This window comes from Psychrobacter sp. P11F6 (assembly GCF_001435295.1).
GTDB lineage: Bacteria > Pseudomonadota > Gammaproteobacteria > Pseudomonadales > Moraxellaceae > Psychrobacter.
In genome coordinates this window covers 92,578-106,437 of record NZ_CM003594.1, presented here as the reverse complement: position 1 = coordinate 106,437, position 13,860 = coordinate 92,578, and the positions used below count along the sequence as shown (strand labels likewise).

Annotated in this window: 12 protein-coding genes and 2 tRNA genes; 1 reads left to right on the top strand and 13 read right to left on the bottom strand. The window is 41.3% G+C overall.

The features are described 5' to 3' along the window. Positions 1 to 344: 344 nt before the first annotated feature. The 13 genes from rpsO to tpiA all read right to left on the bottom strand — a co-directional run bounded on the left by rpsO (position 345) and on the right by tpiA (position 11,408). Positions 345 to 611, bottom strand: coding sequence for a 30S ribosomal protein S15 (gene rpsO, locus AK822_RS00475; RefSeq protein ID WP_045443035.1), 267 nt, complete (start codon positions 609 to 611; stop codon positions 345 to 347). Between the two features lie 367 nt (positions 612 to 978). Continuing rightward, positions 979 to 1,155, bottom strand: coding sequence for a hypothetical protein (locus tag AK822_RS14970; protein ID WP_167541661.1), 177 nt, complete (start codon positions 1,153 to 1,155; stop codon positions 979 to 981). A gap of 135 nt (positions 1,156 to 1,290) precedes the next feature. Continuing rightward, the gene (locus AK822_RS14760) at positions 1,291 to 1,452 is read right to left on the bottom strand and encodes a hypothetical protein (RefSeq protein ID WP_157292328.1); all 162 of its coding nucleotides are present in this window, start codon (positions 1,450 to 1,452) and stop codon (positions 1,291 to 1,293) included. A 75-nt stretch (positions 1,453 to 1,527) separates the two neighbouring features. Next, positions 1,528 to 2,052, bottom strand: coding sequence for a type 1 glutamine amidotransferase domain-containing protein (locus AK822_RS00465; protein ID WP_060490175.1), 525 nt, complete (start codon positions 2,050 to 2,052; stop codon positions 1,528 to 1,530). A 376-nt stretch (positions 2,053 to 2,428) separates the two neighbouring features. Continuing rightward, positions 2,429 to 3,508 carry a tRNA pseudouridine(55) synthase TruB gene (truB, locus tag AK822_RS00460; RefSeq protein WP_060490174.1) on the bottom strand — a complete coding sequence of 360 codons (1,080 nt, stop codon included), beginning with the start codon at positions 3,506 to 3,508 and terminating at the stop codon, positions 2,429 to 2,431. Positions 3,509 to 3,524: 16 nt separating this feature from the next. Continuing rightward, positions 3,525 to 3,929, bottom strand: coding sequence for a ribosome-binding factor A (locus tag AK822_RS00455; RefSeq protein ID WP_045443024.1), 405 nt, complete (start codon positions 3,927 to 3,929; stop codon positions 3,525 to 3,527). A gap of 203 nt (positions 3,930 to 4,132) precedes the next feature. After that, positions 4,133 to 6,859, bottom strand: a complete 2,727-nt coding sequence (gene infB / locus AK822_RS00450; RefSeq protein WP_045443021.1) for a translation initiation factor IF-2 — start codon at positions 6,857 to 6,859, stop codon at positions 4,133 to 4,135. 151 nt (positions 6,860 to 7,010) lie between these two features. Then, positions 7,011 to 8,495, bottom strand: a complete 1,485-nt coding sequence (gene nusA / locus AK822_RS00445; RefSeq protein ID WP_055123697.1) for a transcription termination factor NusA — start codon at positions 8,493 to 8,495, stop codon at positions 7,011 to 7,013. 158 nt (positions 8,496 to 8,653) lie between these two features. Further along, positions 8,654 to 9,154 carry a ribosome maturation factor RimP gene (gene rimP / locus AK822_RS00440; RefSeq protein WP_060490173.1) on the bottom strand — a complete coding sequence of 167 codons (501 nt, stop codon included), beginning with the start codon at positions 9,152 to 9,154 and terminating at the stop codon, positions 8,654 to 8,656. A 446-nt stretch (positions 9,155 to 9,600) separates the two neighbouring features. Next, positions 9,601 to 9,677, bottom strand: a tRNA-Met gene (locus AK822_RS00435). Between the two features lie 125 nt (positions 9,678 to 9,802). Beyond that, positions 9,803 to 9,886: transfer RNA gene (locus AK822_RS00430), tRNA-Leu, on the bottom strand. A 186-nt stretch (positions 9,887 to 10,072) separates the two neighbouring features. After that, on the bottom strand, positions 10,073 to 10,381 hold the full coding sequence (gene secG / locus AK822_RS00425) for a preprotein translocase subunit SecG (protein ID WP_025652589.1): 309 nt from the start codon (positions 10,379 to 10,381) through the stop codon (positions 10,073 to 10,075). Positions 10,382 to 10,595: 214 nt separating this feature from the next. Continuing rightward, the gene (tpiA, locus tag AK822_RS00420; protein WP_060490172.1) at positions 10,596 to 11,408 is read right to left on the bottom strand and encodes a triose-phosphate isomerase; all 813 of its coding nucleotides are present in this window, start codon (positions 11,406 to 11,408) and stop codon (positions 10,596 to 10,598) included. 628 nt (positions 11,409 to 12,036) lie between these two features. Between tpiA and pilB the strand changes: the two genes are divergently transcribed. After that, positions 12,037 to 13,746, top strand: a complete 1,710-nt coding sequence (gene pilB / locus AK822_RS00415) for a type IV-A pilus assembly ATPase PilB (RefSeq protein ID WP_060490171.1) — start codon at positions 12,037 to 12,039, stop codon at positions 13,744 to 13,746. The last annotated feature ends 114 nt before the right edge of the window (positions 13,747 to 13,860 follow it).

The following is a 13,860-nucleotide window of genomic DNA, read 5'->3' as shown; positions in this document are numbered from 1 at the left end:
TATCAAACTCACAAGGCATTATTTTACAGTGATTTATAGCCATTGACCAATGAATTGCGGAACACAGCAATTATCGATAGAAAACACTTAGCTCTAGTATTACTGTTTTCACGAAAAATTCTATTACCTACTTGAATTGGTCTTTATAACCAATGCTATCCAAAATCAATCTTGAAAATGAATAAGCATAAAAAAACGGCGTGAAACTATTCCACACCGTTTTTAGAAAAATCTATTTTATCGATAGCAACAAGCAAGTTCCAAGCGATTCAGCAAAACTTCTAGAATAGCACCATATGATGGCTTCTTTTATTTTAGCATCCACTCGTACTATTGTCGTTAGATTAACGACGTAGACCTAACTGGCTGATAAGCGTGGTGTAACGACCAAGATCTTTACCTTTTAGGTAATCAAGCAATTTACGACGCGTGTTAACCATACGGATAAGACCGCGACGGCTATGATGATCAGCTTTATGTGCTTTAAAATGGTTCTGCAAATCGTTGATACGAGCACTCAATAGAGCTACTTGAACTTCTGGAGAACCAGTGTCATTTTCGCCACGTTGGTATTGAGCAATGATTTGTTCGCGATCGGTATTAGTTAGCATAAATATCTCCGGCAATGCTAAAAGCTTTAAGACATTCTCGAATTTGAGTAAGATCTAAAGCAGTAGAATAGTAAATAGAATAACCTGCACGTCATTCAGGACAACCCTGCATTACTAGAGTTGACCTAGTGTACGACAAGCTAATTAGTCATAACGACCATTTAGGATAAGTTGCGATGAGAGAGCACTTAATATAACTATCCGTTTTGGACAGCCTATGAAGCACGATGTCTTATCTCAACCTAATGTAAATGTGACGGTGATTATAACAAAAAACTGCTGAACTAGCAGCAGTTTTTCATAATACTTGTAAAGTCAGATTTATTTTTTATAGTTAAATCATCCGTCAATAGGCAAAAGAATTTGCTTATTTCTTAACGTCATCTTCCGTCGCGTTACCGCCTAGTTCATCATCTTCAAGCGGTGCAGCTGTGGTAACTTCTGCTAAACTATCAGGAGTAGCATGCTCGCTAGGATTGATGTCTTCTGCAAGCCTTTCAATCTCTTTTTCTTGCTCATTCATGTTATTCAATGAATTACTCATATTAGCTCCTGAATTATTATTTTTTGAAGTAGCTGTTTTATACTTTTTACATTGAGATGCAAATGTCATCATTGATATTGAGATGATAAGCAAATATATCAGTGTCACCTTATTATGGATGACACTTTACGTACTCTACTTGTCTTCTTTAGCATTTCCTAGGTTGTCCGCAATACGATCTGCTGCGGCTTCACTATCTTCAGTATGATTGTTCTCAGTTTGGCTTTTAAGCGCTGCAGTTGCTGACTCAGAACGTTGTTGCTCAAGCTTGGTATCGTTTGGATTAGAATTTGACATAATATTTTCCTCAGTTACGGTTGTGAACGTTTAAGAAATATAAATAATTAATTATTCAGTAGATGGGTAGAAAAATTAAGATAACGCCTTATCAATAGCATCAACGAAATTGCTGATATCATCTGGATTACGTGAGGTAATCAAATTACCGTCTACCTGTACTGTTTGATCTACAAATTTTGCACCAGCGTTTTCTAAATCTATCTGAAGCGTATGATAAGCAGTGAGCGTTTTACCTTTGGCAATACCTATATTGATAAGTACCCAAGGAGCATGGCAAATGACAGCTAATGGCTTGCCTGCATCATTGATAGCATTGATAATACTATGAGCCTCTTCATTGCCACGAATCGTATCCGCATTGACAGTACCACCTGGTAATACCAACGCATCATAATCAGAAATGCTTGCGTCTTTTGCAAAAATATCAGCAATAAAGGTGTCGCCTTTGTCTACATCTTGCTGCATGGCTTGCACTTCTTTTTCTTTATTTGTGGTTATAAGAAGTGTCTTGTAACCTTTATCTTTGAGTTGATTATTAACCTCTTCGTATTCTGCTTGCTCGAAGTTATTGTGTAGTAAAAAAGCGATGGTTTTCATGATATTCCTTTTTTCGTTATGAGTGATTTTCTTTTAGTTGTTTTATTATTCATACTTTATTTTTATGAGTCGTTATTATTATTGGCTATATAGTCTTCCTCTGACCCACCTTGTTCCTATTAAATATTCTCTTTCGAACCTAGTTTTTATTTTTGATATATGACTTTTTATCTTATTATTTTTTTATGTTCTTATTTTTAGAGTCTTAGTTCGATTTATTTTTCTATCCAGACTTCCTATCCGGTAGATCTAAAGTACAAAAAAAACAGGTTCCACCATAGGTGAAACCTGCAATAAAATGTGAGGATATGTGATTAGTGTAAACTATTAGTAAGCTAAATCGTGTTTAAACGAGGGTTATATAAGAACCGTAACATTAACGCTGGATTAATTTTTTAGGCTGCAATCTACCGTTGAGACTTACGGCACCCAATCCAAGAAACTGACCTTGCTGATTTATTAAACGAATATCAACTGGAATCTCATGGATCAAGGGTTGTTGGTCATCTTCACTACTAACCATATCACTATCTAGTTGGGTATCATTGTTTTCTGACACAGACGACTGATGACTGATACTAGTTGAAATATAGTCGCGCAGACTGTCTGTCAGTTGCTCAAATACGTTCAAACGTTGACCCATGTGTATACGCTCACACTGCTCAAACGTCAACACCATCTCAGCTTCAATATTAATGCAAGCATCTACCGGCATCAATTGCTCTTGCCTGTTATCAAACGCTAATGCTTCTAAGTCTGGCAAAGTAATCGCATCATTGATTTTAAAATCACCAACCTGCGTACGGCGTAATGCAGTCAAATGCCCTAATGTACCCATCGCTTTGGCGATGTCTTCACCGAGTACACGCACATAAGTCCCTTTAGTACAGGTCACTGTCAATTGAATTTTCTCATGATCAAGCGCTTTTAAATCAATGGCCTTGATTACAATATCTCTAGGCACTCGTTCTACCTCAATTCCCGCACGAGCATACTCATAGAGTTTTTTGCCATCTTTTTTTAGTGCAGAATACATCGGTGGTATCTGCTGCTGAGCACCTAAAAACTGCTGGGCGACTTTGTCTAAAAGTACATCATCAAATTTTGGAATGGGTGCTTGTGCAACGATTTGACCATCGGCATCACCAGTATCAGTTTGACCACCAAGTAGAATAGTTGCTTGATAAGATTTATCTGCATCTAGCTGATAATGGCTAAATTTCGTCGCTTCACCCATACAAATCGGCAATAGACCGGTTGCCATTGGGTCAAGTGTCCCTGTATGCCCCGCTTTTTTACTGTCATGATTTGGCGACTTAAAAAGATACTTCACCTTTGACACCACTTGCTGAGAAGTCATGCCTTTGGGTTTATCAACTAAAATAACACCCGAGACTTTAATCTTGTTAGGATGATTACTAGACTTTTTATCCGCTTGCGTAGATGCGATAGACATAACGACTTTTACCCTTCTACTCTTCGTTTTCTTGCTCGTCTGACTCATTTTCTTCAGTCTTAATAACTGCTTTACTGATTAAATCCATCATGTAATTACCACGAGCAGTCACTTCGTCATAATGAAAACGCAAGCGTGGTGTGGTACGTGTTTTTAGGCTGTGGCTTAATTCGGTGCGCAAAAAGCCCGCCGCTTTATTAAGTACTTTGATGCTTTCTTCATGATTGGTCTTATTCATGGAATCATTAAGCTCAGGCTCCATGATGGTGACATAGACATCAGCATACCCTAGGTCAGGACTAACTTTGACACTAGAAATAGTGACAAAACCAGTTAAACGAGGGTCATTGACTGCATCACGGATGAGAACAGCAAGCTCACGTTGAATTTGGTCGGCTAAGCGTTGTAGACGTTGGTTCATATTGTTACCTTACTTTAATATGGCTTATTTTCACTGATTGATATATTGGCTTATTAACAAATTTTAGGACTAATAGTTGGTAAAAAAGGCCTAGCAGGATGTACCTGTTAGGCCTAAGTACAGCTAGATATTAAGAAGATACTAATCTGCTCAGCTGATTAAGCATATTGCATGATTAGATATCCTGCTATCGAACTGTAACGTTAGATAGTACGTGCAAACTCTTGGATTTCAAAGACTTCGATCTTATCGCCAGCTTCGACATCATAGCCACGAACAGCCATACCACATTCCATACCAGTACGTACTTCATTAACGTCTTCTTTATAGCGACGCAATGATTGCAATTGACCGGTAAAGATAACTTGGTCATCACGCAATACGCGGATAGGTTTGTTGCGATAAATTGTACCTTCAACCACCATACAACCAGCAGCAGCACCGAACTTACTAGAACGGAATACTTCACGAACGTCTGCAACACCAAGGATTTTCTCACGATGTTCTGGCGCAAGCATACCACTCATAGCTGCTTTGACATCATCAATCAAACCATAGATAACGCTGTAATAACGGATATCCATGTTGGCGGCATCCGCTTTGCGACGTGCGGTCGCATCAGCACGAACGTTGAAACCTAACAATACCGCTTCGCTAGATTCTGCAAGTGTCACATCAGATTCAGAGATAGGACCGACACCTGAGCTGATTACTCTGACTTTAACTTCATCAGTTGATAGCTCATTCAATGCTGAAAGCAGTGCTTCAAGCGAACCACGAACATCGGTTTTCAATACGATATTCAAGAATGACACATCACCTTGTTCCATCTGATCAAACATGCTTTCTAAACGCATGGCATTCTGACGTTCAAGTTGACGCTCACGCTCACGGTTGCTTCTAAACTCTGCCACTTCACGAGCTTTTTTCTCGTCGGTTAAGACTAAGAACTCGCTGCCAGCTGCTGGCGTTTCAGGTAGGCCTAAAATTTCTACAGGGATAGAAGGACCCGCTGATTGAATACGCTTACCATGTTCATCAGTCATCGCACGAACTTTACCGTAATGCTCGCCTGCCAAGACCAAGTCGCCTTGCTTTAATGTGCCTTTTTTAACTAAGACACTAACAACCGGACCGCGCCCTTTTTCAAGTCTTGATTCAATGACCACACCTTGAGCAGCGCCATCTAACGGTGCTTCTAGCTCCATTAGTTCAGCTTGTAGGCTAATAAGTTCTAACAGCTCATCAATACCATCACCGGTTTTGGCTGAGATGCGAGCCATTGGCGTATCGCCGCCCCACTCTTCTGAAACAACTTCTTTAGCAGTCAATTCATTAAGAACGCGATCTGGATCAGCGCTTGGCTTATCCATTTTATTAATTGCAACGATAATTGGCGTACCAGCAGCACGAGCATGATCAATAGCTTCTGCTGTTTGCGGCATCATACCATCATCAGCGGCAACAACTAACACAACAATATCAGTCGCCTGTGCACCGCGTGAACGCATAGCACTAAAGGCCGCGTGACCTGGAGTATCAAGGAAGGTAATCACACCACGATCGGTTTTAACGTGATAAGCACCGATATGCTGAGTAATACCACCTGCTTCACCAGTTGCCACTTTTGTTTCACGAATTTTATCCAGTAATGATGTCTTACCGTGATCGACGTGACCCATGATCGTGACTACTGGCGGACGAGTTTGAACGTTACTGCTACGCTCATCAACGGCGTCTTGTAGATCGTCTTCAACCTTAGTATCACTAACCAGTACTGGATTGTGACCCATCTCTTCAACGAGCAAACTTGCTGTCGCTTGATCAATCGTATCTGACTCACGAGCCATCTCACCCATTTTCATAAGCAATTTGGTGACTTCGCGCGCTTTAACTGCCATACGTTGAGCAAGATCTGCGACTGTAATTTGTTCACTAATCTCAACATCGTAAACAATTTTTTCAACAGGTTTTTCGAACTTATGCTGTGATGCTTGCGTTGAACGCAAACCGTTTTTACGGTTTTTGATTTCACGCTCATCTTGATTCTTACGACGACCACGGCCACGAGCACTAGTACTACTGGTGCCACGCTTGATTTCACGACGTTCTTTTTCAAATGATTCTTCTAAGGCATCACCAACCAAACCTTCAGCGAGTGGCTCATCTTTACGAACTTCAGAAGCAGGCTGATCTGTATATTTTCCAGCCATTTTACGCATTTGTTCAAGCGTACGTTTCTGTGCTTCTTCAGCTTGAGCACGGCGTGTTTCTGTTTCGATTTCACGTAAACGAGCTTCTTCTTTCTCACGCATTTCGCGCGCTTTACGCTCAACCGCCGTTTCAACTTTCGGTTTCGTCGCTGCAACTTTTTTCTTCGGTTGGTCTTTAGGTTTGACTTCGACAGTGGTTTTGCCACCTTTTTTCACAACCACTGAGGTTGAGATATCGTCGTTTTTATCATCTGACTTTTTGCTAGAGCCTAAGCTTGCACGCATTGCAGCCAAGGTTGCAGCTTGACGTTCTTCAGATTTCTTCTTGGTAGCAGCACGCTCTTCAGCATCTTTAGCAGCACGTTCTTGCGACTCAATCATCGCTTGCTCACGCGCAGCCAACTCTTCAGCCATTTTTTCTGGATCAGGCTTTTCAAATACTTTCTTTTTACGCACTTCCACATTGACGCTCTTAGATTTACCTGAAGAGCCGGTCACGCGCGCAGTGCTAGTTGTCTTAGATTTAAGACTAATACGACGCTTTTCTTGCTGACCATGACTTTGCTTTAAATACGTCACCAACTTCTCTTGCTCAAGCTCAGTGACTAGGTCACCTTCTGCACGAGCAGGCAGTCCAGCATCTACCAATTGCTGTTGTACAGCACTTGCGGTTTTGCCTACCATATCTGCCAGTTCTTTGACGGTCTTATCTGCCATTTATTATCACCTACTGTCTATTATTTGCTATATGTTCAATTCAGTTGTTGGCTACAAATGATTGGGGTAAGGCTGGTATTGGTACTGCGTTCATACCAGCACTTTATTATCGATAGCATATCACTAAAAGACAGCGATATGCAGTTACCGCTTATTCATTGAACCAAGATTCCCGAGCTTTCATGATGAGTTTTCCTGCGGTTTCAGAGTCTAAACCTTCGATATCTTCGAGATCGAAGACTGCTTGTTCTGCCAAATCATCAACGGTAATAATGTCTTTTTGTGCCATTTTATAGGCCCAATTGACTGTCATACCTTCAAGCTCTTGTAGCTCTTGACTTGGCTCTTTCATGTTCTGTTGTTTGACCAGCTCATCAGCGATGACGACTTCTTTTGCACGCTCTTGAATCATCTCAATCGCTTCATCGTCTAAACCTTCGATATCATAAAAGGTTTCAACTGGTACGTAAGCCACTTCTTCAATACTGGTAAAACCAATATCGACCAGTGCTTGTGCTAAGTCTTTATCCACTTCTAAACGTTCATAGAATAATTCGATAAAGGCTTTCGATTCATTTTGTTGACGCTGCTGATATTCTTCTTCTAGCATCATATTAAGCTTATAGCCCGTTAGCTCAGACGCCAAACGTACGTTTTGACCTTGTGAACCGATCGCACGCGCCAACTGATCATTGGTGCTAAAGATAATATCAGCCGTTTGCGTATCTTCATCCAAGATGATGCTACTGACGTCAGCTGGCTCTAAAGCACTGATAATGAACTGTGCTGGATCGTCTGACCACACCACCACATCAATGCGTTCGCCATCAAGCTCCTGCTGTACGGCTTGGATACGTGTACCACGCATACCAATACAAGCGCCAACTGGATCGATACGATGATCGTTGGTTTTCACAGCTATTTTAGCACGAGTACCCGGCAAGCGCGCGACGTTGCGGATTTCAATAATTTGTTCGGCAATCTCAGGTACTTCTTTTTGCATCAATGCTGAAAGCATTTCAGGATGAGTACGAGACAGTAGCAACTGAGCGCCGCGGTTTTCACGGTTGACATGATACAAAATAGCATTGATACGTGATTTTGCACGTAATTGCTCACGCGGCAGCATCTGATCACGTGACAAATAGCCTTCGGCATTGTCACCTAGATCAATGATATAGCCATCACGAGTCTGCTTCTTGACTTCACCATACATCATCTCGCCAACACGCGGCTCAAAAGCATCTGCTACTAAATTACGCTCAGCTTCACGAATCTTTTGGATGATGACTTGTTTGGCTTGAGTCGCAGCAATACGACCAAACTCAATCGATTCAATCTGTTCTTCTTTGACATCGCCGATTGACCACTCTTCTGGATCAAGATCGCTGATGGCTAGCTGACAAGCAGGCATTTCATGGTCTTCATCTGCAACCACTGTCCAGTAACGATAAGTATCATAATCGCCCGTTGTACGGTCGATAGCAACCCGTACTGCCACTTCTGGCTGTTCGGTGTATACTTTTTTCTTAGTCGATACCACCAAAGCATCTTCTATCGCTTCAAAGATATCTTCAGGATTTAAGCCCTTTTCATTACTGACAGTTTCTACTACCGTTAAGATTTCACGACTCATGCTATACCTGTCCTATCATTTTTAATTGACTTAAATTTTATAATTTATGTATTGCTATTATATTTTCACCGTAAGCTATATAAGCTGTTTGGATATTAAAATGCTGATGGATGATTTGTTACTTCAAGTTGTCAAATCAAACCAAGCTGTACAAAAGCTTAGGCATCTTCATAAATCAAATTGGCTTTATCAATATTACTCAGCGCAATCTCAAACTGCTGACCATCGCTTGATGTCAGATTTAAGACATTTGCATCGATACTATCTAAAATACCTGTCGCTTTGCGACGTTTTTGATCACCTTCACCAATCGCTTGTATTAAACGCAAGCTGACGGTTTGACCAACATAGGCATGCATCTGCTCATCGGAAAAGAATGCACGGTCGAAACCTGGTGAAGAGACTTCTAAGATAAACTCACCAGCAATCGGATCATGAACCTCAAGAATACCGCTCACTTGATGGTTCACTGCTGCACAGTTTTCAATGGTTACTTGTTTATTTTGGGCCTGCTCTTCTGGCAATGCCTCAATATAAATGCGTAATAAAGAGCGATTACCTTGCGGTGCAAACTCGATACCCCATAATGCCACATCGCAAGCCGCGACGGCAGGAGCAATAATATTGGTCAGTTCTGTAACTTTGGTTGAAAGCTTCATAATCTATTTATCTTTTCCTATTCACGTATCTATCGTACTTAGTAAACCGCGTAATTGTCGCTCACTCATGGAATTTATTTATTAGTAAGAGACACAGTCATTATATTATCTTAAATCACAAACATATTATTTTATATGATATGCGCTTATATAGGGATGAGCACAAAAAACATCAAGCTCAGCCAGACAATGCTTTTATTATTCACAAAGCAGTACTATCGATAAAGGAGTGAGGAATAAAGGATAGTGTGCTTAAGAAGCAGCGCGCCGATAGCGGCAGGTGACAACCAATAACGAATAATATCGCACTCTATAGAACTAGAGCTTAGCATAAGTAGGATAGATACCGCGATACCACTGACCGTCAGATACAAAAAAACCCACAAACATAATGGTGGGCTAATCGTTACTGACAAATTTAGTGTACAAAACATCAGTATAAAAAGTGGTAGCGGGGGCTGGATTTGAACCAACGACCTTCGGGTTATGAGCCCGACGAGCTACCAGACTGCTCCACCCCGCATCAATCTATGGTGCGTATTATAGAAGGGTTTTATATAAGTGTCAATCTTTATTTTAAATAAATTAAACTAAATTTCTTACCTATATTACTAACGCCGCACTCAATACGTTACAACTTTAAAAACTTGGTGCGATTGGGGGGACTTGAACCCCCACAGCTTGCGCTACCACCCCCTCAAGATGGCGTGTCTACCATTCCACCACAATCGCATTTTTCACTGCTCTATTATTACTATCTAATCTATCATAATAGATGCTTAAGGTAGGCATCGATAGAATCAGACTGCTAAAACAGAAAAGCATTGTAAATCTAACGCCTCAAAATAGCAAGAGCTGCCTCAATTAAAAGGCAATGACTAAAGACAGCTATTAAAGGCAAGTGTCTTTAAAATACAGTTATTGAGGATTCTGTGTCAATGGACGGGGCGTTTGTGGTGCTGACACAGGTGCATCTAAACGGAACTGATCTTCAGCCTGTTTGCGCGCGTGAACGGCTAGCGTCATACTGGTGATAAAAAATATCACTGTTAATACTGCTGTCGCACGCGTTAAAAAGTTCGCTGTTCCTGCCGCACCAAAGACCGTACCTGACGAGCCAGCGCCAAAAGAAGCTCCAGCGTCTGCCCCTTTACCATGCTGTATCAAAATCAAGCCGATCATGGCAATCGCCACGATAATATGCAGGGCTAATATAAACGTAAACATGGTGGCCTCTTTTGCCGCGTAATGACGACTGATAACGGAAAATAAATCTTACGGTTAATAGGAATAGCAATTGACGGGTAATGCTGCCAAATCGATTATATAAATAAGGCGCATTGTACACGATTGCAAGGGCACTGTTAAACCTACTTTTGCCAACTGATAAAGACATTTTATAATCGAGACCGCCATGAAATGCACGTTTTATCTTTATTGACTAGTCTTTAGCTCGACTAAAGGCATTGGCAATTGCCAAAAAACTCTCTACCTTTAATGATGCGCCGCCAACTAATGCCCCATCAATCATAGGATCTGCGGCAAAGCTATCAGCATTGTCCGCATTGACACTACCACCATATAGCACACTCATTACCTTTAGTGATTCTGCAAAGCCTGTGATGGTTTGCTTAATATGCTGATGCGTTTGACTGACTTCGCTCACGGTTGGGACTTTGCCAGTACCAATCGCCCACACTGGCTCATAAGCAATGATCAGTCGATCAGATAGTGATGATATGAGATCTGGTTGGGTAGTAATTACTTCTTTTATGACTGATAACTGAGTGTCAATTACGTCAAGGGTTTGCTTATCATCATATTGAGCCTGAGTTTCACCAATACAAAATACCACGCCCAAACCTTGGGTGAGTGCGTGAGTCACTTTCTGCAATAACGTATCGTGAGACTCGCTATGATACTGGCGACGCTCAGAATGACCTAGTATTGTCCAAGTTGCCCCAGCGTCTGCTATTTGCTGTGCTGAGCATTCACCCGTATAAGCGCCAACACTGGCACTATGCGCACTGACGTCTTGCGCTGCACTCAATATCGAACTACCGGCTAAACGCGTACTGACAGCTGCCAGATGAATACAGCTTGGTGCCACCATCAACTGACAGCGACTACTTGACCGTTCTGTGTCGGCTTGCTCTTTAGCATCAATCGTAGTCAACAAATTATTCAACAACAAATCGACGTCGTGACTCGTTGCTGGATTTTGCTTCCAATTACCAATTACCCAAGCTTGCATACTCATCTACCTTGTTTCATCTATTCTTGCCAATTTGGCTAATATGCGCGCCAGTATAACAAATAATTCCCAAGTGCTATAGTATGCTGCCGCTAGCAGAAAAACAGACAGTCAATGCAAATATTTACTAGGGCGTGTCCTCACTCTAAAAAATGATGATAAAAATGAGATAAATTACTGTCAAACAAGGAAAGTAGCGCAAATATTATCGAGATATTGATAGGCTATTAAACGATGTTTGGCAGAATTTAGCCTATTTAGAAAATAGTCTATTGAATTGAAGACACGCCCTAGACATTGTCTCAAGCTATGATTTTTTGGGTCAAGCACTCAATCGTCCATATAAAACCTTTAAACTAAAGTAATGTTTTATAGTATTGTGTCTATATATAACAGAACATTATCAATAATCTAACGACCAAGCTACTGATAACCCACACTATTAAAACGCTTTCTCTGCTAAATCTCTTATAAGAGCATCTCTGCATTGACTGTTATTAATGATGGCCTAAAGGCAAACAATGACTTATAGCAGGTATCTGTTAAAAATTATAATAGTAAGTGGCTCTCAGAAGTATATGGATTTCAGACAAATATATAGCATATTGGGTATTAAGGAGAAGTCGTAATGTCTATCACCACGAGCAAATATGGTGGTTTAGCGCATCAGCTAATCAGCGAAGGTATCGTCAGCGAAGCGAATATGAAAATCGCGCAGACCGAATCGCAACAGCAACAAGTAGGACTAGTGCCCTACCTAGTCGACAATAAATTGGCAGATGCTTATCATCTTGCACAGATGTTGTCACAAGCTTTTGGTGATCCTCTTTTCGATCTTGATGCTTTACATGTTGATGTCATTCCAAAAGACTTAGTAGATGAAAAAATCGTTCGTAAATTTAATGCGTTGCCACTATTCAAACGAGGACAGCGTTTATTCGTCGCGTTGAGTGATCCAACTCGTGTGGATGCAATTGACGCTATTGCTTTTAATTCACGGTTGTCTATTGAAACTATTGTCGTCGAAGAAGACAAGTTAAAAAAGCGTATTGAAAGTCTTTACGCTGATGCTATGCAAAATTTTGATAGCTTCTCTGATAGCGATTTAAATGTTGGCTTTGATGAAGGTGAAGAAGAGGAAGGCGAGACCAAGCTTAGTGATGGTGTCGAGGAAGCACCCGTTGTAAAATTTGTCAATAAAATGCTGGTTGATGCCATTCGTATGGGTGCCTCTGACTTGCACTTTGAACCCTACGAAAAAATCTATCGCGTTCGCTTTCGTGTCGATGGGGTGATGCAAAAAATGGCCAATCCACCCGTACAACTGGCTGGGAAAATCGCAGCCCGTTTAAAAGTCATGTCGCAGATGGATATTTCAGAGCGCCGTGTGCCACAAGATGGACGTATCAAGCTCAAGATATCTAAAGATAAAGCCATCGACTTTCGAGTAAGCTGTCTGCCTACCCTATTTGGCGAAAAACTTGTACTTCGTATTTTGGATCCTTCTTCAGCGATGTTGGGTATTGAAGCGCTCGGCTATGAACCTGATCAGAAAGATATGTTTTTAGAGGCACTGCATAAACCACAAGGAATGTTGCTTATCACGGGACCAACTGGTTCTGGTAAGACCGTGTCGCTTTATACTGGTATTAATATTTTAAATACTGGCGCGACCAACATATCCACTGCCGAGGATCCAGTGGAGATTAACTTGGAGGGGATCAATCAAGTCAACGTCAATCCAAAAGTGGGTCTAACTTTCGCAAATGCCCTCAAATCTTTTTTACGCCAAGATCCTGATATTGTCATGGTCGGTGAGATTCGTGACCTTGAAACTGCTGAAATTGCAATTAAAGCAGCACAAACAGGGCACATGGTGCTCTCAACCCTACATACCAACTCAGCACCTGAAACACTGACTCGGCTGCGTAACATGGGTGTGGCCTCCTTTAATATCGCGACTTCAGTGAACTTGGTCATTGCCCAGCGCCTAGCACGACGTTTGTGTAAAAACTGCAAAAAACCTATTAACATCCCTAAGCAAAGTCTGCTTGAGCTCGGCTTTACAGACGCCGATTTGGACAATCCAGACAATATCATTCACGAGCCAGTAGGCTGTAATGAATGCCGTGAAGGTTATAAAGGACGAGTCGGTATCTACGAAGTCATGAAGGTCAGCCCTGATATCTCACGCATCATTATGGAAGACGGTAACGCGATAGATATCAAAGACGCTGCACTTAAAAATGGCTTCCGAGACCTGCGTCGCTCTGGGATTTTAAAAGTCTTGCAAGGCGTAACCAGTATTCAAGAAATGATGCGCGTTACTTCCGAGTAAGGATGTTTGCTTTTTTACAGGTCAAATACGCACAGAAAAAAGCACTGCTGATTGCTGAAAGGGAACGTTCAAAGCGACTAACCAACTACTTTTTAATCTTTAGCTATCTAAAAA